Source organism: Pandoraea sp. ISTKB (genome assembly GCF_001721285.1).
In the GTDB taxonomy this organism is placed as follows: domain Bacteria; phylum Pseudomonadota; class Gammaproteobacteria; order Burkholderiales; family Burkholderiaceae; genus Pandoraea; species Pandoraea capi.
This window is the reverse complement of record NZ_MAOS01000094.1, coordinates 70,080-89,679: the sequence shown is the minus strand read 5'-3', so window position 1 is coordinate 89,679 and position 19,600 is coordinate 70,080. Positions and strand designations below refer to the sequence as shown.

At 63.9% G+C, this 19,600-nt stretch carries 18 protein-coding genes; 7 read left to right on the top strand and 11 right to left on the bottom strand.

Annotated features, from left to right (window positions below):
* Nucleotides 1-8: 8 nt before the first annotated feature.
* Nucleotides 9-497 (bottom strand): gamma-glutamylcyclotransferase, encoded by a 489-nt coding sequence (locus tag A9762_RS26470; RefSeq protein WP_083254317.1) that lies wholly within the window; start codon nt 495-497, stop codon nt 9-11.
* 73 nt (nt 498-570) lie between these two features.
* Here A9762_RS26470 and A9762_RS26465 point away from each other — a divergent pair, with 73 nt between their 5' ends.
* The gene (locus A9762_RS26465; protein ID WP_371443435.1) at nt 571-1,455 is read left to right on the top strand and encodes a helix-turn-helix domain-containing protein; all 885 of its coding nucleotides are present in this window, start codon (nt 571-573) and stop codon (nt 1,453-1,455) included.
* Here the strand turns inward: A9762_RS26465 and A9762_RS26460 are convergent.
* The 4 genes from A9762_RS26460 to clpB all read right to left on the bottom strand — a co-directional run bounded on the left by A9762_RS26460 (nt 1,418) and on the right by clpB (nt 7,203).
* Nucleotides 1,418-2,350, bottom strand: a complete 933-nt coding sequence (locus A9762_RS26460) for a LytTR family DNA-binding domain-containing protein (RefSeq protein WP_069344943.1) — start codon at nt 2,348-2,350, stop codon at nt 1,418-1,420. The two genes, A9762_RS26465 and A9762_RS26460, sit on opposite strands and share 38 nt — an antisense overlap.
* A 26-nt stretch (nt 2,351-2,376) precedes the next feature.
* On the bottom strand, nt 2,377-3,600 hold the full coding sequence (locus A9762_RS26455; protein WP_170836338.1) for a sensor histidine kinase: 1,224 nt from the start codon (nt 3,598-3,600) through the stop codon (nt 2,377-2,379).
* A gap of 8 nt (nt 3,601-3,608) precedes the next feature.
* Nucleotides 3,609-4,214 carry a DUF2306 domain-containing protein gene (locus A9762_RS26450; RefSeq protein WP_170836337.1) on the bottom strand — a complete coding sequence of 202 codons (606 nt, stop codon included), beginning with the start codon at nt 4,212-4,214 and terminating at the stop codon, nt 3,609-3,611.
* Between the two features lie 361 nt (nt 4,215-4,575).
* Nucleotides 4,576-7,203: an ATP-dependent chaperone ClpB gene (gene clpB, locus A9762_RS26445; RefSeq protein ID WP_069344940.1), complete on the bottom strand. Its 2,628-nt coding sequence runs from the start codon at nt 7,201-7,203 to the stop codon at nt 4,576-4,578.
* Nucleotides 7,204-7,499: 296 nt separating this feature from the next.
* On the opposite strand from clpB, the gene A9762_RS26440 reads away from it, so the two are divergent.
* The gene (locus tag A9762_RS26440) at nt 7,500-8,018 is read left to right on the top strand and encodes a group III truncated hemoglobin (RefSeq protein WP_069345025.1); all 519 of its coding nucleotides are present in this window, start codon (nt 7,500-7,502) and stop codon (nt 8,016-8,018) included.
* An 83-nt stretch (nt 8,019-8,101) separates the two neighbouring features.
* Here A9762_RS26440 and moaE read toward each other — a convergent pair whose 3' ends face one another.
* The 6 genes from moaE to A9762_RS26410 all read right to left on the bottom strand — a co-directional run bounded on the left by moaE (nt 8,102) and on the right by A9762_RS26410 (nt 14,323).
* The gene (gene moaE / locus A9762_RS26435; protein ID WP_069344939.1) at nt 8,102-8,566 is read right to left on the bottom strand and encodes a molybdopterin synthase catalytic subunit MoaE; all 465 of its coding nucleotides are present in this window, start codon (nt 8,564-8,566) and stop codon (nt 8,102-8,104) included.
* Nucleotides 8,567-8,586: 20 nt separating this feature from the next.
* Nucleotides 8,587-8,847 (bottom strand): molybdopterin converting factor subunit 1, encoded by a 261-nt coding sequence (gene moaD, locus A9762_RS26430; protein WP_069344938.1) that lies wholly within the window; start codon nt 8,845-8,847, stop codon nt 8,587-8,589.
* Between the two features lie 48 nt (nt 8,848-8,895).
* Nucleotides 8,896-10,107, bottom strand: a complete 1,212-nt coding sequence (gene glp / locus A9762_RS26425; protein WP_069344937.1) for a gephyrin-like molybdotransferase Glp — start codon at nt 10,105-10,107, stop codon at nt 8,896-8,898.
* A gap of 91 nt (nt 10,108-10,198) precedes the next feature.
* Nucleotides 10,199-11,665: a threonine synthase gene (thrC, locus tag A9762_RS26420; RefSeq protein WP_069344936.1), complete on the bottom strand. Its 1,467-nt coding sequence runs from the start codon at nt 11,663-11,665 to the stop codon at nt 10,199-10,201.
* An 83-nt stretch (nt 11,666-11,748) separates the two neighbouring features.
* Nucleotides 11,749-13,059: a homoserine dehydrogenase gene (locus A9762_RS26415; RefSeq protein WP_069344935.1), complete on the bottom strand. Its 1,311-nt coding sequence runs from the start codon at nt 13,057-13,059 to the stop codon at nt 11,749-11,751.
* A 37-nt stretch (nt 13,060-13,096) separates the two neighbouring features.
* A complete protein-coding gene (locus tag A9762_RS26410) occupies nt 13,097-14,323 on the bottom strand; it encodes a pyridoxal phosphate-dependent aminotransferase (protein WP_069344934.1) in 1,227 nt (408 codons plus the stop codon).
* Nucleotides 14,324-14,616: 293 nt separating this feature from the next.
* Here A9762_RS26410 and A9762_RS26405 point away from each other — a divergent pair, with 293 nt between their 5' ends.
* From A9762_RS26405 to A9762_RS26385, 5 genes are all read left to right on the top strand, one after another.
* Complete coding sequence (locus A9762_RS26405) at nt 14,617-15,006, top strand: Mth938-like domain-containing protein (RefSeq protein ID WP_069344933.1); 390 nt, start codon at nt 14,617-14,619, stop codon at nt 15,004-15,006.
* On the top strand, nt 15,003-16,781 hold the full coding sequence (locus tag A9762_RS26400; RefSeq protein WP_069344932.1) for a glycosyltransferase family 39 protein: 1,779 nt from the start codon (nt 15,003-15,005) through the stop codon (nt 16,779-16,781). Before A9762_RS26405 ends, A9762_RS26400 begins: the two co-directional genes overlap by 4 nt.
* Before the next feature lie 67 nt (nt 16,782-16,848).
* Nucleotides 16,849-17,220, top strand: coding sequence for an SMR family transporter (locus A9762_RS26395; protein WP_069344931.1), 372 nt, complete (start codon nt 16,849-16,851; stop codon nt 17,218-17,220).
* A gap of 126 nt (nt 17,221-17,346) precedes the next feature.
* A complete protein-coding gene (locus tag A9762_RS26390) occupies nt 17,347-18,513 on the top strand; it encodes a DegT/DnrJ/EryC1/StrS aminotransferase family protein (protein WP_069344930.1) in 1,167 nt (388 codons plus the stop codon).
* A complete protein-coding gene (locus A9762_RS26385) occupies nt 18,510-19,532 on the top strand; it encodes a glycosyltransferase (RefSeq protein ID WP_069344929.1) in 1,023 nt (340 codons plus the stop codon). The genes A9762_RS26390 and A9762_RS26385 overlap by 4 nt, the downstream gene beginning before the upstream one ends.
* Nucleotides 19,533-19,600: the final 68 nt, after the last annotated feature.

Here is a 19,600-nt window from a genome sequence, read left to right as displayed (position 1 = left end):
CACAGACCTCACGCCGCGCTGGTATCCCGTGCGCGGCGATAGGCGACCCAGTCGCCGCCGACGATCCGCGGAAGTTGGCTCACCGCCGACTCGCCCACGGGGTAGACGATGCACGCGTATGCCGCACCGCCGCACGTCACGTCTTGCATCTCGCGAACGAACAACCCCGCTTCGCCCGGGTAGACGGCTTCAATCTCGTCGAGTACGGGAATCAGCGCCGGGGAAATACGATAGACATCGCCGGTGACCTGCTCGGCTTGTCCGGACGTCACCCCGTCCAGCACCATGCCCGGATAGTGACCGAAATCGTAGAGGCGTCCGCCAAGCGTGCAGGTACCGACGAACACCGGCGCCGCAATTCCGTGACGCGCCGCCGCACGCATCATGTCGTTGATCTCGCCCGCACGCAGCGTGCCATAGACGAAGACGTGCACGGCATCGGCCTGCGGATCGGTCGCGGGAGAAGGCGTCGAGGTATCGGGCGAGGCATTCGTCATGTCGGGGGTCCGGATCGAAAGTGACAGGCAACGAGTTTACACTTACAAAAATCCCAATTGTCGCGATCACGCCATGCCGAATCTTGCGCCCGAGCCATCCGGTCCGATGGATGCCGAGCCGCCGACCGCCATCCCAAGCGAGTTCGACAGCTATGTCGTGCCCGAAGCCTTCGCGCCGACGCGAGCGCGCCCGGTGCGCTTGCGGGCGCGGCCGTTGAGCGACGGCATTCGCGTGCCCAACCATCGACACGCCTGGGCGCAGGTCGCCTACACGCCGCGCGGCGTCATCCAGATCGCGGTCGCAGACGCCGCGTGGATCGTCCCGCCCTCGCGCGCCATCTGGATTCCGCCCGATATCGAGCACAGCCTTCAGGTCAATGAGCCGTCGTATCTGCGCACACTCTACGTGCATCCCGAAGTCATTCCCTCGGGCCTCGATCACTGTCGTGTGGTGGAAGTCTCGCCGTTGCTGCGCGAACTGATCGCCGCCATCGACGTCCCCGACGAGGACCTCGACACGCCACGCGAGCAAATGCTCGGCGGTTTGATTCTGGACGAATTACGCCGCGCGTCGCCGCTACCGCTGGAAGTGCCTCTGCCGCGCGACAAACGGCTTCTCACGCTTTGCAACGCGATGCTCGCCGATCCGGCGCGCGCCTGGACGCTCGATCAATGGGCCAGATATGCCGGTGCGAGCCCGCGCACCATCGGACGCCTGTTCCGACAGGAACTGAACATGAGCTTCGTGCAGTGGCGCCAGCAAGCTATCCTCGCGCAGGCGATTCCGCTTGCCTCGAAAGGCTACCCGCTGGCTCGCATCGCCCGCGAACTGGGCTATCGGAGTCAGAGCGCGTTTTCCGCGATGTTCAAACGCACCTTCGGACGCACCCCGACCGATTTCTTCTCCACGCCGCCGGACATCACATCTGGCGGAACAAGTGAGCGTACTGACGACTGACGGCCACGCGGTCTTTTCGTCGCTTGAGCTTGAGGGTCAGGCGGCCAAGCGGCGTGTGCTGCGCACTCACGACCTCGCCCACATTGACCACGGTGCTGCGGTGCACTTGCCAGAAGCGCGACGGATCGAGCTGCGGCAGCAGTTCGCGCAGACTCGTGCGAATCAGCAGATCGCCATCGACCGTTGCCACAACGACGTATTTATCCGCCGCCTCGAAAAAGCAAATTTCCTCGACCGGCACGATGCGGATCTCGTCGCGCACGGAAGCCCGTACGAATTGCAGATACTCGCGAGGGGCTTGTGGCATCGTCGGTGCCCCGAGCGCGCCGGCGACACCCTCCGTCGGCTTCGTGCCCCGCACACGATTCGCACCGCTGGCCCCATGACTGTCATGCGAACCATTGGCACCCTTCGCACCATTCGCCCCCGGCGCGCCGCTTATCGCAGCCGTCGCTGACGGCACGGTCTCCAGATGCGCACGCAGCGTCGTCAGCAACTGGGAGAGCGTGTCACTGGTTGGGGCAGCCAGGCGCTCGCGTACACGTGCCACCGTCCGCGCGAGTCGCTCCGGCTCGACGGGCTTGAGCAGATAGTCGACGGCAGCGGCGTCGAAGGCATCGAGTGCGTAGCGGTCGAAAGCCGTCACGAACACGATTTGCGGCGGATGCGTCAGCCGGGCGCAAGCGCGGGCGACGTCGATGCCGGTTGCACCGGGCATCGAGATGTCGAGAAACACGACATCCGGACGCGCTTGCGCAATGGCGGCAATCGCCGACGTGCCGTCCGATGCGTCGGGCAGCACTTGCAACTCCGGCCACGCCTGCGCGAGCATGGCGCGCAGCGCGTCGGCGAGCAACGGTTCGTCTTCGGCAATCAGGGCGACGGGGGATGTCATGCACTCCACTCTCTGCGACTAGAAACCTAGGTACCGCTTGCACTGCCGACGGCGTCCGCACCTGCGGACTCCCTCACCGGCAAACGCAGCGTTGCGACGACACCCTGCGGCACGCCCTCACTGAGCGTGAGGCGCGCCTCGTCGCCATAGAGCACCCGCAAGCGCTCCCGAATATTCGTCAGACCGATACCAGCGGTACGTGCAGAACGGTCGGCATCGATTCCGCCAGATGCCACGGGCCTGTCGACGGCGAAACCTGCGCCGTCGTCCGCTACGCGAAGCACGACATACGTCACACCGGACCTTGTGCCGGATGCCATGCCGGAGGCTTCACCGCTCCCCGCACGCTCCAGTCGGGCGCTCACGGTCACCGTCGCGCCCGTGGACAGCGGCTCCACACCATGTTTGACCGCGTTCTCGACCAGCGGCTGCACGAGCATCGGCGGAAGACTCACCGCGCGACATTCGTCCGGCAGATCGAACGTATAACGCAAACGCTCGCCGAAACGTACCTGCTGAATCGCCAGTAAGGCATCGAGCAGCGCAAACTCGTCGGCGAGTGTCGTCGCATCGGCACGGGTCGCCGCAAGCGAGGCGCGCAGGAATCGGTTGAGATGCCCGAGCAGCACGCGCGCCCGTGCCGGATCGCTCGCGATGAGCGAGTCGAGATTGGCGAGCACGTTGAACAGAAAGTGGGGTTCCAGTTGCGCTTGCAGCGTTTGAAGGCGGGCATGCACCAATTGTCTGTCGGCCGCCGCCTCACGCAATGTCTGCTGCGCTGCCGCTTCCCGCAACTGCGCGATACGCGCCCGGGACCAGCCGTGATAACTGCCGATCGCCGAGGCGATCAGCGCAATCAGCAACGCCAGCGGCAAGGCATGACCGTTCACGGGTCGCCACATCGACAGGGGCAATCCCAGCAACGCCGTGCCCGTCGCAATGCCCAAGACCAGGCCGGCGACACAGCCGCCGACGACGAGCGTCAAAAACCAGGGCATCGATGGTCGGGCGTCGCCCCAGATCACCCGGCGGCCGCCGTCGATGAACAGTGTGATGGCAATGCCGATGCACTGACTGAAGACAAGGTTCTGCCAGAATGCGCCGCCAAAGCCAATCACCCACAGCAGGAACGCCACGACCGTATTGAACAGCAGGACGCCGGCCAACTCGCGAGCGAAGCGATGACCGTGGCCGTGCGGCGCCCCGAGAGCGTCGGCATGCCCAGTCTGCGCGGATGGCTGAGATTTCATCGTCGAACTCATTGCCGTGCCCCTCCTGCTGCCGAGACCCAAGTCGCGACGGCGGCGCCAGCGTCAATCTTCGATGCGGACGTCATGAGGGTTTGCGTTGGTTTATGCGGCGTAATTTGCGTCTGTTTTAATGCACCTGCCTGCTTATCGCTATTGTCGCCATGCCGGGCATCGGTGTGCCCCGGCGCGGGAGATCCCCCCGGCGGTACGTCATGTTGCCACACTTGGGCGAGCGCGACGCTGAGCGTGCGCCCCGGCACCACGACGGCCGCAATGCCCGCAATCGCCAGCCCGGCGTACAGGCCGAGCATCTGTCGGCGATGCGCGGCGACGTGGTGCTGCCGGATCGCCCTCACGGCAAACACCAGACTCACCAGCACGTACATGGCGAGCGCGTGCAGCCACGAAAAATGTCCCTTCTCCAGTTCGCGAATACCGAAGCTCGTCGCGGCAGTCGCGGCCATCGCCACGACCCACAGACGCCCCAGCCACCGATGTCGCGGTGTGCCTCGCGGTATGAGCAGAATGCCTGCCCCCACCAGCAACGCCGTCACCGCCGCCCCCAGATGCATCGCCACTATCGTCGCCATGATGTCCTCGTCAGGTTGATTCATGGCGTGACGATAGGACGCGGGCGCACCCGGCACATCCGGCTTGCGACGAACGGACAGCGATCCTCGCCAACGGTCGCCGGACGGCGCGAATGACAGCGGTCGTTCCGGGGGCATCCCATCGCGTCCGGCCGCTATTCGATGGCGACGGCAGTCACAGCAACCGCAAGGACCGCAGCGGTCGCGCATTTTCGCCGAGGATTGTGACATGACGATGCACGCGAGCCGCCGACCGTCCGGCCAGGGACCAACAGTGCTGTCAGCAACAGTAAAGCAGGACAAAAAAATCCCCGCGCTCCTTGCGAAGCGCGGGGACGACGACCTGCATTTCCGGCGATGACGCCGGTTGACGCCGGCCGACGCCTTACTCGGCGGCGGCTTCGGTCTGCTCGCTCACCTTCGCGGCGGATTCGCCCTCGAAAGTGAAGCGACCGTTGCGCCAGTCGACCGGAATCGAGTCCTTCGGCCCGAACTTGCCCGCGAGCACCAGCTTGGCGACCGGGTTCTCGATCTCCTGCTGAATCGCCCGCTTGAGCGGACGCGCCCCGAACACCGGATCGAAGCCCTCGCGCGCCACATGCGTGAGCGCCGCCTTGGTGACTTCGAGATTCATGTCGAGCTTCGCCAGACGTTGACGCAGGATCTCGATCTGGATCGTGGCAATCGACTCGATATGCTTCTGGTCGAGTCCGTGGAACACCACGACTTCGTCGATCCGGTTCAGGAACTCGGGACGGAAGTGATCCTTGATCTCCGTCCACACCGCGTCCTTGATCCGTTCCTGCGGCTCGCCGACCATCGACTGAATCATCGACGACCCGAGGTTCGACGTCATCACGATCACCGTGTTCTTGAAGTCCACGGTGCGTCCCTGACCATCGGTCATCCGGCCATCGTCGAGCACTTGCAGCAGCACGTTGAAGACATCCGGGTGCGCCTTTTCGACCTCGTCGAGCAGGATCACGCTGTACGGCTTGCGACGCACGGCTTCCGTCAGATAACCGCCTTCTTCATAGCCGACGTAGCCCGGCGGCGCCCCGATCAGACGCGCCACGCTGTGCTTCTCCATGAACTCGCTCATGTCGATGCGGATAAGGTGATCCTCCGAATCGAACAGGAACATGGCGAGCGCCTTGCACAGCTCGGTCTTGCCCACACCGGTCGGCCCCAGGAACAGGAACGAACCATACGGACGATTCGGATCCGACAGCCCGGCGCGCGAACGGCGGATGGCGTCGGCCACGGCGGTAATCGCCTCGTCCTGCCCCACCACACGCTCGTGCAGCTTGCCTTCCATGTTGAGCAGCTTTTCACGCTCGCCCTGCATCATCTTCGACACGGGAATGCCCGTGGCGCGCGAAATGACCTCGGCGATTTCTTCCGTGCCCACCTGCGTGCGCAACAGACGCGGCTGCGACTGCTGTCCCGCGGCTTCGGCGGCGTCGGCATCCTTCAACTGGGCTTCGAGTTGCGGCAGCTTGCCGTATTGCAGTTCAGCCACCTTGTCGAGCTTGCCTTCGCGTTGCAGCTTTGCGATCTCAGCACGCACGCGATCGATCTCTTCCTTGACCTGCGCGCTGCCCTGCACGGCGGCCTTCTCGGCCGTCCACACTTCTTCGAGATCGGCGTATTCGCGCTCCAGACGCGAAATCTCTTCCTCGATCAACGCCAGACGCTTCTGCGACGCTTCGTCCGTTTCCTTCTTGACGGCTTCGCGTTCGATCTTCAACTGGATGAGACGACGGTCGAGCTTGTCCATCACTTCCGGCTTTGAATCGATTTCCATCTTGATCTTCGACGCCGCCTCATCGATCAGGTCGATGGCCTTGTCCGGCAGGAAGCGATCGGTGATGTAGCGCTGGCTCAGCTCCGCCGCTGCCACGATGGCCGGGTCGGTGATCTCCACGCCGTGGTGCAGTTCGTACTTCTCCTGCAAACCTCGCAAGATGGCGATGGTCGCCTCGACGCTCGGCTCTTCGACGAGCACCTTCTGGAAACGACGCTCCAGCGCGGCATCCTTCTCGATGTACTTCCGATATTCGTCCAGCGTGGTCGCGCCGATGCAATGCAGCTCGCCGCGCGCGAGCGCCGGCTTGAGCATGTTGCCCGCATCCATCGCGCCTTCGGCCTTGCCTGCACCGACCATCGTATGAATTTCGTCGATGAACAGGATCGTGCGGCCTTCATCCTTGGCAATATCGTTCAGCACGCTCTTCAGACGCTCTTCGAACTCGCCGCGGAACTTCGCGCCGGCCAGCAACCCGGCCATGTCGAGCGCGAGCACGCGCTTGTTCTTGAGCGACTCCGGCACTTCGCCGTTGACGATACGCTGGGCAAGGCCTTCCACAATGGCCGTCTTGCCTACGCCCGGCTCGCCGATGAGCACCGGGTTGTTCTTCGTGCGGCGTTGCAGGATCTGGATCGTGCGACGAATTTCGTCGTCGCGGCCGATCACCGGATCGAGCTTGCCAGCGGCCGCGCGCTCGGTCAGGTCGAGCGTATATTTCTTGAGCGCTTCGCGCTGCCCTTCGGCATCCTGACTATCGACGGAAGCGCCGCCGCGCACGCCTTCGATGGCGGCTTCCAGCGATTTACGGGTCAGGCCGCGTGCGCGAGCCAGCTTGCCCGTCTCGCCCTTGTCGTCGGCGAGCGCGAGCAGGAACATTTCGCTGGCGATATAGCTGTCGCCATGCTTCTGCGCTTCTTTGTCGGCCTGATTTAGCAGGCCTGCGAGGTCGCGGCTGACCTGCACATTGCCGTCGGTGCCCTGCACCTGCGGCAGCTTGGCCAGCGCCGTCTCGATGTCGTGCGCCAGCGGCTGAACCTGCACGCCTGCGCGTTGCAGCAGCGAGCGCGCGGCGCCCTCGGGTTGTGCGATCAGCGCGGCGAGGAGGTGCAGCGGCTCGATGTATTGCTGGTCGCGACCGACTGCCATGCTTTGGGCATCAGCCAGCGCTTCCAGGAACTGCGTGGTGAATTTGTCTTGTCGCATCTAGTGCTCCGGTAAGAAATCTCTCTGGATCGGATGTGCGGACAATCCCCTGTGGTTTCAAGGGGCATTACAGCGCGACATTTGACATTTCGCGCAATGCCGGACGAGGGCTGGCTTCAGGGCTTGTGGCGAGGGCATGGCGCCCTCTCGGTGCGGTGGGTGCATGCCTTGAGGCAACCGCAGGACACGCCCGGGTTTGAGGCTCATAATAGCCACTTTCAGCACGCCGCACCATGCGTCCTCCTGACGGCCGGAAGCCCGGATTCCCGTCATGGCGGGCTCGGATGTCCGTCGACATGTCTACCCAGATTTCCCGCCAAATCACCGCCGAAGCCAACGATCCGGGCGCCCCGAACCACCTCGAATGGCCTGCGGCCCGCCTGTCCGAGATCGACGAAGACGCCGTGCGCCTGCTCGTCCATACGTTCTACGGGCGCATTCGTGACGACGACCTGCTCGGCCCCGTCTTTCGGCAGGCGCTCGAAGGTCGCTGGGACATGCATCTGGAGAAAATGGTGGCGTTCTGGTCAAGCATCGTGCTCGGGGCCAAACGCTACCGCGGCAATGTGACGCAGGCCCATCAGCCGTTCGGTCATCTGAGCGGCGAGCACTTCAGCCGCTGGCTCGCCCTCTTCTTCGACACGCTGGACAAGCTGTTCGAACCGCAGGCCGCCTTCGCCTTCGCGGAACCGGCGATCCGGATCGCGGAAAGCCTTCAGTTGAACCTGTTCGGATGGGAATACACGCTGCCGCCGGCGCAACGGGCGCTGCTCGACAGCATCAAGCAACGGCGGCCGGCACGGCCACATCAGTGACCTGCGGCTAAGGGACGCTTAAGGGACGCTTAAAGGACAGTGAAGGAACGCCAAGGGGCCGTTAAGGGGCGCTAAAAGTCGTTTCAGGACTTCCCGGCATTCACCCAGCGCTCACGGGCGGCGGTATCGGTCTCGCGGGCGTCGACCCAGCGTTCGCCTTGCGGCGTCGATTCCTTCTTCCAGAACGGCGCTTCGGTCTTCAGATAGTCCATGATGAATTCGCACGCGGCAAACGCATCTCCGCGATGCGCCGACGTCACGGCCACCAGCACGATCTGATCGCCCGGCCCCAGTTCGCCATAACGGTGGATCACCAGCGCATCGAACAGACGCCAGCGTTCGCGCGCCTGCACGACGATGGCCTCCAGCGCCTTTTCCGTCATGCCCGGGTAGTGCTCGAGCGTCATGCGCGAGACATCCTTGCCGTCGTTCAGGTCGCGCACGGTACCCACGAAGGTCGCCACAGCGCCCACGCGCAGATCGTCCGCCCGCAAGCGCCGGATTTCCTCCGACAGGTCGAAATCTTCGGTCTGAACACGAATCGGCATGGAATCTCGTTCCCTCTAGCTCAACCACCGGTCACCGGCGGGAAGAATGCGACTTCGCAACCCTCTGTCAGGCGGGTGGACGCCGGCACCATCGTGTGGTTCAACGCCATGCGCAACGAGCGTTGCGGCCCGAGCGTCTCGGCCCAGACCGGGCCACGCGTGCACAGCCATTCGCGTACGTCTCCCACCGTGGCAACCCCTGCGGGCACCACGTCCACGCGCTCCTCAGCGACATTCAGCGCCTCGCGGACACTGGCGAAAAAGCGAAGATCGATCTGCATAAGTCTGTCCGGCGTGCCGCCCGGGTTTGCGGGCCGCACCCCTGTCTCTCAATATAGGAGGTCGGAGAACGGCAGGAACGCCACCGTCTGCCCCGCTTCGATGCGGTGCTCCGGCGGATTGTCGATGAGACCATCGCCCCAGACGGTCGAGGTCAGCACCGCCGAACTCTGATTCGGGAAGGCGTCGAGGCCGCCCTGATCGTTGATGCGGGCGCGCACGAACTCGTTACGGCGATCCGCCTTCTTCTGCGTGAAATCGGCGCGCATCGCAATGCGGCGCGGCGTGACATTCGTCGCCCCCTGCAAACGCAGGATAAACGGGCGCACGAACAGCAGGAAGGTCACGAAGCTCGACACCGGATTGCCCGGCAGGCCAATGAAATGGGCCGTCTCGCCGTTCGCCCGTTTGACCTCGCCATACGCGAGCGGCTTGCCCGGCTTGAGCGCGATCTGCCACAGATTGAGACGCCCCTCCGCTTCCACCGCCGGTTTGACGTGATCCTCCTCGCCGACCGAGACACCGCCCGACGTGATGATCAGGTCGTTGCCGCGCGCCGCATCGCGCAAGATCGCGCGCGTGGCCGCCAGATTGTCCGGCACGATGCCGTAATCGGTCATCTGGCAGCCCAGGTTCTCCAGCAGGCTGCGCAGCACGAAACGATTGGAGTTGTAGATGCTGCCGGCGCGCAACGGCTCGCCGGGCATCGTCAGTTCGTCGCCGGTGAAGAACACGGCCACGCGCAGACGTCGGGCGACCTGAAGCTTCGCGATGCCCACCGACGCCGCCAGACCCAGCGCCGGCGCGCGCAACCGGGTACCGGCTGCCAGCACCACGCTGTCACGGCGAATGTCGGCGCCTTGTCGGTTGACGAACTCACCCGCGAGCGGCGTATGACGGATGACGACCGAGCCATCGTCACGCGCATCGCACTGCTCCTGCATCACGACGGCATCCGCGCCCGGCGGCACCGGCGCCCCCGTGAAAATGCGCGCTGCGGTGCCGCTGGCGAGCGGTTGCGGGGCGTGCCCGGCGGGAATGCGCTGCGAGACGGGCAACACCGTCTCGGCGCCGAGCAGATCGGCTACACGCACGGCGTAGCCGTCCATCGCGCTCGTGTCCATCGGCGGGACGTCGAGCGTGGCGACGACATCGGCCGCCAGCACGCGGCCGTTCGCCGCGAGCGTATCGACCGTCTCGCGCGAATCGAGCGGACGCGCCGCAGCCAACACCGCGTCGAGAGCTTCTTGAGTACTCAGCATGCAAATGGCCCGGAAGTCATTGGGCGCCCTAACGCTAAGGCACGTGAAGCGTCATAAGCGTAATCAGGCGCCCGATTCATGGAACGACGGCTCACAGGCCGGTGTGCTCCGCGATATAGGCCTTCACGCGCTCGGCATCGTTCGGCACCGTATCGAAACGCTGCGGCAGCGATTCGAGTTGCTCGAAACCTGCCGGACGCGGCGGCTCGCGGTGCAACGCCTCGCGAATCGTCTCGGCGAACTTCGCCGGCTGTGCCGTCTCCAGCACGACCATCGGCACGCCGGGTTCGAGCGCTTCGCGCGCGACCTTCACGCCATCGGCCGTGTGGGTATCGATCACGATGTCGTAGCGCTTGGCCACGTCCTGAATCGTCGCCAGACGGTCCGCGTGCGTGCTGCGCCCGGACACAAAGCCGAACTGGGTCACGCGGGCGAACGCCTCACTGCCCGACAGATCGAAGCCGCCCTCGCGCTCGACCTTCGAGAGCAGGTCGGCCGTCGCGGTGGCATCGCGGCCCAGCAGATCGAACAGGAAGCGCTCGAAGTTCGATGCCTTCGAGATGTCCATGCTCGGGCTGCTGGTATGGAACGTTTCGGCCGACTTGCGCACGCGGTAACGACCCGTGCGGAAGAACTCGTCGAGCACGTCGTTTTCGTTGGTCGCCACGACCAGCTTGCGGATCGGCAGGCCCATCATGCGCGCGATGTGACCGGCGCAGACGTTGCCGAAATTGCCCGACGGCACAGTGAACGACACTTCGCCGTCCTGCCCGGACTTGCCGCCCGTGGCTGCGAAGTAGCCCTTGAAGTAATAGACGACCTGCGCCACGACGCGCGCCCAGTTGATCGAATTGACGGTACCGATCTTGTAGCGCGCCTTGTAGGCGTGATCGTTGGAGACCGCCTTGACGATGTCCTGCGCATCGTCGAACACACCTTCCACCGCCAGGTTGAAGATGTTCGGATCTTGCAGGCTGTACATCTGTGCGGTCTGGAAGGCACTCATCTTGCCCGCCGGCGACAGCATGAAGACGCGAATGCCTTCCTTGCCGCGCATGGCGTACTCGGCCGCGCTACCCGTATCGCCGGACGTCGCCCCCAGAATGTTGAGCGCATCGCCGTGCTGCGCCAGTGCGTACTCGAACAGATTGCCGAGCAACTGCATGGCCATGTCCTTGAACGCCAGCGTGGGGCCGTTCGAGAGCGCCAGCAGCGAGAGCTGCGTGTCCTTCTCGACGCCCAGCGGCAGCAGCGGCGTGATGTCCGCAGCGTCTTCGCCCGGACGCACGTTGCGGTACACCTCGGCGGTGTACGTGCGCTTCGTCAGGTCGGCCAGCACTTCCGCCGGGATGTCGCCTGCAAACTTCGTCAGCACTTGGGCCGCCAGTTCGGCGTACGACAACTGACGCCAGGCGCGCAGTTCGTCGGCCGTCACCTGCGGATATGCCGTCGGCAAATAAAGACCGCCGTCCGGGGCCAGGCCGCCGAGCAAAATGCTGGAGAACGATTGCGGCTCGCCCGAAGTCAGGCCCGCACCGCGCGTGGAGATGTATTTCATGGGAATCGTGTCCTGTCGTATCGGTTCTTGCGAGCGGTGCCCGATGTCCGGGCCCGCTCGCCTCGGCGTGGAAATCAGCGCAATCAGCTCAGCGCTTCCATACGAATACGCGTGACCTTCGAGAGCACCGTGTCCATCGCCTCGATCTTCGCGATGGCCGCATTGATGTGCTTTTCCAGCGTCTGGTGCGTCAGGATGATGATGTCGGTCTGGTGCTCGCCTTCGCGCGATTCCTTTTGCAGCAGCGCGTCGATGGAGATGTCGAGATCGGCCAGAATACGCGTGAGTTCCGCCATCACACCGGCGCGGTCGACCACGCGCAGACGCAGGTAGTAGCTCGTGGTGACTTCGTCGATGGGCAGCACCGGGGTGTCCGACAGCGAGTCGTGCTGGAACGCCAGATGGGGCACGCGGTGCTCCGGGTCAGCCGTCTGCAGACGGGTGACGTCCACGATGTCGGCCACCACGGCCGAGGCCGTCGGCTCGGCGCCGGCGCCCTTGCCGTAGTACAGCGTGGCGCCCACGGCGTCGCCCTGCACCAGCACGGCATTCATGGCGCCTTCCACGTTGGCGATCAGGCGCTTGGCCGGAATCAGCGTCGGATGCACGCGCAGCTCGATGCCAGCTTCCGCACGACGCGTAATGCCCAGCAGCTTGATGCGATAGCCGAGCTCTTCCGCGTACTTGATGTCGAGCGCGGCGAGCTTGGTGATGCCTTCGACGTAGGCGCGGTCGAACTGCACCGGCACACCGAACGCGATGGCGCTCATGAGCGTGAGCTTGTGCGCGGCGTCGACGCCTTCGATGTCGAAGGTCGGATCGGCCTCTGCGTAGCCCAGACGCTGCGCGTCGGCCAGTGCGACGTCGAAATCGATGCCCTTGTCGCGCATCTCCGACAGGATGAAGTTCGTGGTGCCGTTGATGATGCCGGCGATCCACTGGATACGGTTGGCCGTGAGGCCTTCGCGCAGCGCCTTGATGATGGGAATACCGCCGGCCACGGCGGCTTCGAACGCGACCATCACGTTGGCCTTGCGCGCGGCAGCGAAGATTTCGTTGCCGTACACGGCCAGCAGCGCCTTGTTGGCGGTGACCACGTGCTTGCCGTTCTCGATGGCCTTGAGCACCAGTTCCTTGGTGAGGTCGTAGCCGCCGATGGTCTCGACGACGACATCGATGGCGGGGTCGTTCACGACCTCGAACGGATCGCCGGTAACCACGGCGGCGTGGCCCACGAGGCCCTTGGCGCGTTCGACGTTACGAACCGCGACCTTCGTAATCTCGATCCCCCGGCCGGCGCGACGTTGAATTTCTTCCTGGTTGCGAGCCAGTACCTGGAAGGCGCCGTAGCCTACCGTGCCGAGGCCGAGCAGGCCCAATTTGATCGGTTTCATGCAGTTTTACTCAAAAGTCGAAATCGGTTGGCGCGCATCACTTGCCGTGGCGACGGCGATAACCGTCAAGGAAGCGGGCAATGCGACTGATGGCGTCTTCCAGGTCGCCCTCGTGAGGCAGGAACACTACGCGGAAATGGTCGGGATGCATCCAGTTGAAGCCACTGCCCTGCACCAGCAGGACCTTCTCTTCGAGCAGCAACTGGAGAATGAAGTCCTGATCGTTGTCGATGGGGTACACCGCCGGATCCAGACGCGGGAACAGATAGAGCGCCGCCTTCGGCTTCACGCACGTGACGCCCGGAATGGCAGTGAGCATATTGAACGCGATCTCGCGCTGCTCATACAGGCGGCCGCCCGGCACGATCAGGTCCTTGATGCTCTGATAGCCGCCCAGCGCTGTCTGAATGGCGTACTGGCCCGGCACGTTCGGGCACAGGCGCATCGAGGCGAGGATGTTCAGCCCTTCGATATAGTCGCGCGCCGGGCCCTTGTCGCCGGACACCACCATCCAGCCCGCGCGGTAACCGCACGCGCGATAGCTCTTGGACAGGCCGTTGAAGGTAATCGTGAGGACGTCTTCGGACAGCGCGCCGATCGACGTGTGCTCTTCACCGTCGTAAATGATCTTGTCGTAGATCTCGTCGGCGTAAATGATGAGCTTGTGCTCACGGGCGAGCGCGACGATGTCCTTGAGGAGTTCGTCCGAGTACAGCGCGCCGGTCGGATTGTTCGGGTTGATGATGACGATCGCGCGGGTGTTCGGCGTGATCTTCTTGCGGATGTCCGCCAGATCCGGCTGCCAGTCGGCCTGCTCGTCGCAGATGTAATGCACCGGCGTGCCGCCGGACAGACTGACCGCCGCCGTCCAGAGGGGGTAGTCGGGCGCGGGGACGAGCACTTCGTCGCCGTCGTTGAGCAGTGCCTGCATGGCCATCACGATCAGCTCGGACGCCCCGTTGCCGAGGTAGATGTCATCGAGCTGAACGTCCTTGATGCGCTTTTGCTGGCAGTAGTGCATGATCGCCTTGCGCGCCGCGAACACGCCCCGGGAATCGGAGTAACCTGCCGAATTCGGCAGATTGCGGATCATGTCCTGGACAATCTCGTCAGGCGGCTCGAAACCGAACGGCGCCAGATTGCCGATGTTCAGCTTGATGATGCGATGACCTTCGTCTTCCATGCGCTTGGCATGTTCGAGCACGGGCCCACGAATGTCGTAGCAGACATTCTGCAATTTCTGCGATTTGAGGATCGGTTTCACGGCGGTTGTGGTCTTGACGGGCGACGCAGGAGTCCGGACAGGCCGGGAATCCGCTGAAGTCGCAGGCGGGATGAAGTGAAAAATGCCGCACTGCAACGGTTTTGCCGTGCTGCGTACGGCAAAAAGCTATAATTTAGCCAATTATGACAGAGTTCGGCAATGCATCATTGACGGTTTGCGGCATGCAAGGCAAGATGCCCGCCCGTTAGCGAGTCCGTCACCTGCCGCATCCATGACGATCTGTCGATCGCTCAGCCACCACTGGGTAACCACTGGGTAGGGAATCTCCGAAAGTGAAACTGCATCAAGACCCGTCGCAAGCAGCATTGAACACGGTCACCGGCTATGGCCCGGGCTATGTCGAGGTCAACAAGGTTCGTCACGAAGAAAGCGTGATCATTGCACCGGAGGGAGACGTCCTGCCCTGGCCGGTGTCCCGCTTCGACGCGCTCGACGCCTCTCACTTCGAAGCGCTGCGCGCCCTCGACCCCGAAGTCGTCATCTTCGGCAGCGGCGCCCGCCTGCGTTTCGCCCATCCGCGCCTGACCACGGCGCTGACCAGCCGGCGTATCGGCGTCGACTCGATGGACACGCAAGCCGCCTGCCGCACGTACAACATCCTGATGAGCGAGGGACGCCGCGTCGTCCTGGCAGTGCTCATCGAGACTGAGGCGACTGAGTGAGCCGCCGCCCGCTCAGTTCCGGCCCATCGGCCGCCGACCCTCTCGCGCCACCCGCGCCCTTCCCTTCTGTCGCCACCGGCAGCACCGGTACGCCGGATGCGGCCTATCCGCTCTCGCCTGCCGCCTTCTGGCTGTTGCTCCTCGCGTTCGCACTGGTCTGGTTCGGCGTGCTCGACTATCGCCACCTGATTGCCAGCGATGAAGGCCGTTACGCCGAGATGGCGCGCGAGATGTGGACGACCGGCGACTGGATCACGCCGCGATACAACGGTTACAAGTACTTCGAAAAACCGCCGCTGCAAACGTGGATGAATGCGCTCACGTTTGCGGCCTTCGGCCTCGGTGAATGGCAGGCGCGGCTCTGGACCGCCCTGACCGGCTTTGCCGGCGTGCTGATGGTCGGCTTCACGGGACGCCGCGTGTTCAATGCCCGCGTCGGCCTGTTCGCCGCCGCCGCGCTTGCCGCCGCGCCGTTGTGGTCGCTGCTCGGGCACTTCAACGTGCTCGACATGGGCCTGTCGTTCTTCATGGGACTGTCGCTGTGCGCACTGCTGCTGGCGCAACGCCCCGGTATCGGGCGCCCGGCCGTGCGCGGCTGGATGTGGCTGTGCTGGGCCGCCATGGCGCTCGCCGTGCTGAGCAAGGGGCTCGTCGGCATCGTGCTGCCCGGCGCCGTGCTGGTGCTCTACACCGTGATCTCCCGCGACTGGGCCCTGTGGCGCCGCCTGTACCTCGGCAGCGGCCTGATCGTCTTCTTCGCGATCGCCACGCCCTGGTTCGTGCTCGTCCAGATGCGCAACCCGGAGTTCTTCGACTTCTTCTTCATCAACGAACATTTCCGCCGCTTTGCAATGGAAGGTCATAACCGGGATGGCGCACCGTGGTACTTCGTGCCGGTGTTCCTGGTGGGCTTCCTGCCGTGGCTGTCGGTGCTGCCCGGAACCCTACGCGCAACGTGGCGCATGCCGCGTCAGCCCAATGGTTTTGCCCCGGCCGTGATGCTGTGGGTATGGTCGGCCTTCATCTTCGTGTTCTTCAGCGCGTCGCACTCGAAGCTGATTTCGTACCTGTTGCCGATCGCCCCGGCGATGGCCCTGCTCTTCGGTTTGTATCTGGCGCAGTTGCGTCGGGACACCGTACGTATGCACATGGCCGGCTACGCGATCTTCCTGATCGCCGCGCTGGTGATGGTCGCCATCTTCGTCGGACGTGCCGGCAGCGTGCGCAACCCGAACGAGTTGTACAAGGCGTTCCAGGTCTGGTTGTACTTTGCGCTCGGCGCGGGGTTGATCGGTACGCTTGTCGCGTGGCGTCTCGCACGTCACAGCGCGCGCCGCGCCTTGCTGACGTTCGCCGGCGGCATGCTGCTGCTCGTGACGATCGGCGGCATGGGGCACGAAGTGTTCGGCCGTCAGAGCACGGGGGTGCTGCTCGTGCCGGCCATCAAGGCGGAAATGCAACGTCTCGGACCCGACGTGCCGTTCTACTCGGTGAACGTACTCGATCACACCATGCCCTACTACCTCGGGCACACGATGATCATGGTGCAGCACCCGGATGAGCTTGAGTTCGGCGTGAAGCAGGAGCCGCAGAAGTGGTTGCCGACGCTCGACGCCTTTTACGCCCGCTGGCGGGCCGATCCGAAGGCGCTCGCGCTGGTCGATCCGGACACGTTCGGCAAGCTCGAAGCCGAGCATCTGCCGATGCGCATCATCGCGCGCGATGCACGGCGGGTCGTAATCTCGAAGCCTTGGCCCGAAGACAACGTAAAATAACGCGCCCGGGCCTTTCCCGGCCCGATGGCGGTATCCATAATTATTCACAAACGTTCACAAACGTTCCATGAATCTCGCGACGTTTTCCCTTATTCTCACGGGCGTGCTGCTCAACGCGTGCGCTCAGTTGTTGCTCAAGGCGGGCGCCAATACCATCGGCGCACTTGAGTTCACGCGCGCCAACATCGTCCCCATCGGTATCAAACTGGCCACACAGTTGCCGATCATGGGCGGGCTCGTCTGCTACGCCATCAGTGTGGTCGTCTGGATTCTGGCGCTCTCGCGCGTCGAAGTCTCGATTGCCTATCCGATGCTGTCGCTGGGCTACGTCGTCAATGCGTTCGCCGCGTGGTATCTGTTCGGCGAGACCCTGTCGATGCAGCGCATCCTGGCGATCGGCATCATTCTTGTGGGTGTTTATATCCTGGCGCGCAGCTAAGTCTGCCCGTCCGGCGCAATCACCGGATGCGCCGCCCCCGTCGATCCTGGCGATCCCGTGGGCTGGCGCGCATCTCATGCAGCTTCCCCTGCATATTCGAGCTACTTTGAGGGTTAGTCATACATCATGAGCGACTCGGCAACCTCCCAACCGAATCAACCGTTCCTCCCGTTCACGCGCCCGACGCTCGACGACGCGACCATCAACGGCGTGTCCGAAGTGCTGCGTTCGGGCTGGATCACCTCAGGCCCGCAAGTGCAGGCCTTTGAAAAGGCACTGTCCGAATATTTCGGCGGACGTCCGGTGCGCGTCTTCAATTCGGGCACCGCTACGCTCGAGATCGGCCTGCGTATCGCTGGCGTGCAAAGCGGCGACGAAGTCATCACCACGCCGCTGTCGTGGGTCGCAACGTCCAACGTCATTCTGGAAGTGGGCGCCACGCCGGTGTTCGTCGATGTCGATCCGGCCACGCGCAATATCGACCTCGACCTGCTCGAAAAGGCGATCACGCCCAAGACCCGGGCCATCATCCCCGTCTACCTCGCCGGTCTGCCGGTGGATATGGACCGCCTGTACGACATTGCACGCCGTCACAACCTGCGTGTCGTCGAAGACGCCGCACAGGCGATGGGTTCGAGCTGGAACGGCAAACGTATCGGCGCGTTCGGCGACCTCGTGTCGTTCAGCTTCCATCCGAACAAGAATCTGACCTCCATCGAGGGCGGCGCGCTGGTGTTCAACAACGACGACGAAGCGCGTCTGGCCGAGAAATACCGCCTGCAAGGCGTGACCCGCTTCGGCCTCGACGGCATGGACGTGGACGTGCTCGGCGGCAAGTACAATCTCACCGACGTGGCCGCACGCGTTGGCTTGGGTCAGATGCCGCATCTGGCGGCGTTCAACGCCCGCCGTACGGAACTGGCACGTCTGTATTTCGATACGCTCGCGGGTGGCGCCGCCGTCCAGTTGGGCGTCGGCCTGCCCCATGCCGATTTCACGAATTCGAACTGGCATATGTTCCAGATCGAACTGCCGCTGGAGCGCCTGAGCATCGATCGTGCCGGCTTCATGGAGCAGTTGAAGGCGCGCGGCATCGGCAGCGGCGTGCACTACCCGGCCATCCACCTGTTTACAATGTATCGTGCGTTGGGTTTCAAGGACGGCCAGTTCCCGCATACGGAACGTCTGGGCCGTGCAATCCTGACCCTGCCGCTGTTCCCTGCCATGACGGATGCCGACGTTGCGCGCGTCTGCGAAGCCGTGAATGCTATTTGCGCTGATCACAAAAAATGAATCGACCACAACTCTCTATCGTCATCCCGGTATACAACGAAGAAGCTGGCCTCGGCGCGCTCTTCGACCGGCTATACCCGGCGCTCGACAAGCTGGGCGTGACCTATGAAGTGGTGTTCGTCAACGATGGCAGCCGTGACCGCTCGGCCGCCCTGCTTGCCGAGCAATATCGCGCGCGCCCGGATGTGACGCGCGTCGTGCTGTTCAACGGCAACTACGGCCAGCACATGGCCATTCTCGCCGGCTTCGAGCACACGCGCGGCGAATGGGTCATCACGCTCGACGCCGACCTCCAGAATCCCCCGGAAGAGATCGGCAAACTCGTGGCACAACTGGCCGCCGGGCACGATTACGTGGGCACGGTGCGCATGAACCGTCAGGACACGTGGTTCCGCCGCAACGCCTCGCGCGCCATGAACCGCCTGCGCGAGCGCATCACGCGCATCCGCATGACCGATCAGGGTTGCATGTTGCGCGGCTACAGCCGCCACATCGTCGATACGGTCAATCAATGCCGCGAAATCAACACGTTCATCCCGGCACTGGCCTTTACCTTTGCGCAGAACCCGACGGAAGTGGATGTCGCGCACGAGGAACGCTTCGCCGGTGAATCGAAGTACTCGCTGTACTCGCTGATTCGTCTGAATTTCGACCTCGTGACCGGCTTCTCGGTCGTGCCGCTGCAATGGCTCTCGGGCGTGGGCATCTCGCTGTCCGCCGCGTCGGGCGTGCTATTCATCGTGCTGATCGCGCGACGTTTCCTGTTCGGCTCGGAAGTCCAGGGGGTGTTCACGCTGTTCGCCGTGACGTTCTGCCTGCTCGGCGTGATCCTGTTCGGCATGGGCCTGCTCGGTGAGTACATCGGCCGCATCTATCAGCAAGTCCGCCAGCGTCCGCGTTATCTGGTGCAAGCGGTGCTCGAAGCGCAGGCCACCGGTCACACGGAACACGCAGCCGTCGGCGGGCAAAGTGCCACGCTGAGCACGGGGGCGACCGAGTTGGGATCGCACACGTCGTGAGCGCAACGTCGGCCAAAGCCGTCGTCTTCTCGCGGCCGCGTGCCGGCGAACCAGGCGGTTTTGCGAGA

Excerpts from the sequence above, each read along its gene's own strand:
- clpB (WP_069344940.1), bottom strand. The coding sequence starts at position 7,203 with ATGCGACAAGACAAATTCACCACGCAGTTCCTGGAAGCGCTGGCTGAT.
- A9762_RS26395 (WP_069344931.1), top strand. The coding sequence starts at position 16,849 with ATGAATCTCGCGACGTTTTCCCTTATTCTCACGGGCGTGCTGCTCAAC.
- A9762_RS26390 (WP_069344930.1), top strand. The coding sequence starts at position 17,347 with ATGAGCGACTCGGCAACCTCCCAACCGAATCAACCGTTCCTCCCGTTC.
- thrC (WP_069344936.1), bottom strand. The coding sequence starts at position 11,665 with ATGAAATACATCTCCACGCGCGGTGCGGGCCTGACTTCGGGCGAGCCG.
- moaD (WP_069344938.1), bottom strand. The coding sequence starts at position 8,847 with ATGCAGATCGATCTTCGCTTTTTCGCCAGTGTCCGCGAGGCGCTGAAT.
- glp (WP_069344937.1), bottom strand. The coding sequence starts at position 10,107 with ATGCTGAGTACTCAAGAAGCTCTCGACGCGGTGTTGGCTGCGGCGCGT.
- A9762_RS26415 (WP_069344935.1), bottom strand. The coding sequence starts at position 13,059 with ATGAAACCGATCAAATTGGGCCTGCTCGGCCTCGGCACGGTAGGCTAC.
- A9762_RS26385 (WP_069344929.1), top strand. The coding sequence starts at position 18,510 with ATGAATCGACCACAACTCTCTATCGTCATCCCGGTATACAACGAAGAA.
- A9762_RS26440 (WP_069345025.1), top strand. The coding sequence starts at position 7,500 with ATGTCTACCCAGATTTCCCGCCAAATCACCGCCGAAGCCAACGATCCG.
- A9762_RS26465 (WP_371443435.1), top strand. The coding sequence starts at position 571 with ATGCCGAATCTTGCGCCCGAGCCATCCGGTCCGATGGATGCCGAGCCG.
- moaE (WP_069344939.1), bottom strand. The coding sequence starts at position 8,566 with ATGCCGATTCGTGTTCAGACCGAAGATTTCGACCTGTCGGAGGAAATC.
- A9762_RS26460 (WP_069344943.1), bottom strand. The coding sequence starts at position 2,350 with ATGACATCCCCCGTCGCCCTGATTGCCGAAGACGAACCGTTGCTCGCC.
- A9762_RS26470 (WP_083254317.1), bottom strand. The coding sequence starts at position 497 with ATGACGAATGCCTCGCCCGATACCTCGACGCCTTCTCCCGCGACCGAT.
- A9762_RS26450 (WP_170836337.1), bottom strand. The coding sequence starts at position 4,214 with ATGAATCAACCTGACGAGGACATCATGGCGACGATAGTGGCGATGCAT.
- A9762_RS26455 (WP_170836338.1), bottom strand. The coding sequence starts at position 3,600 with ATGAAATCTCAGCCATCCGCGCAGACTGGGCATGCCGACGCTCTCGGG.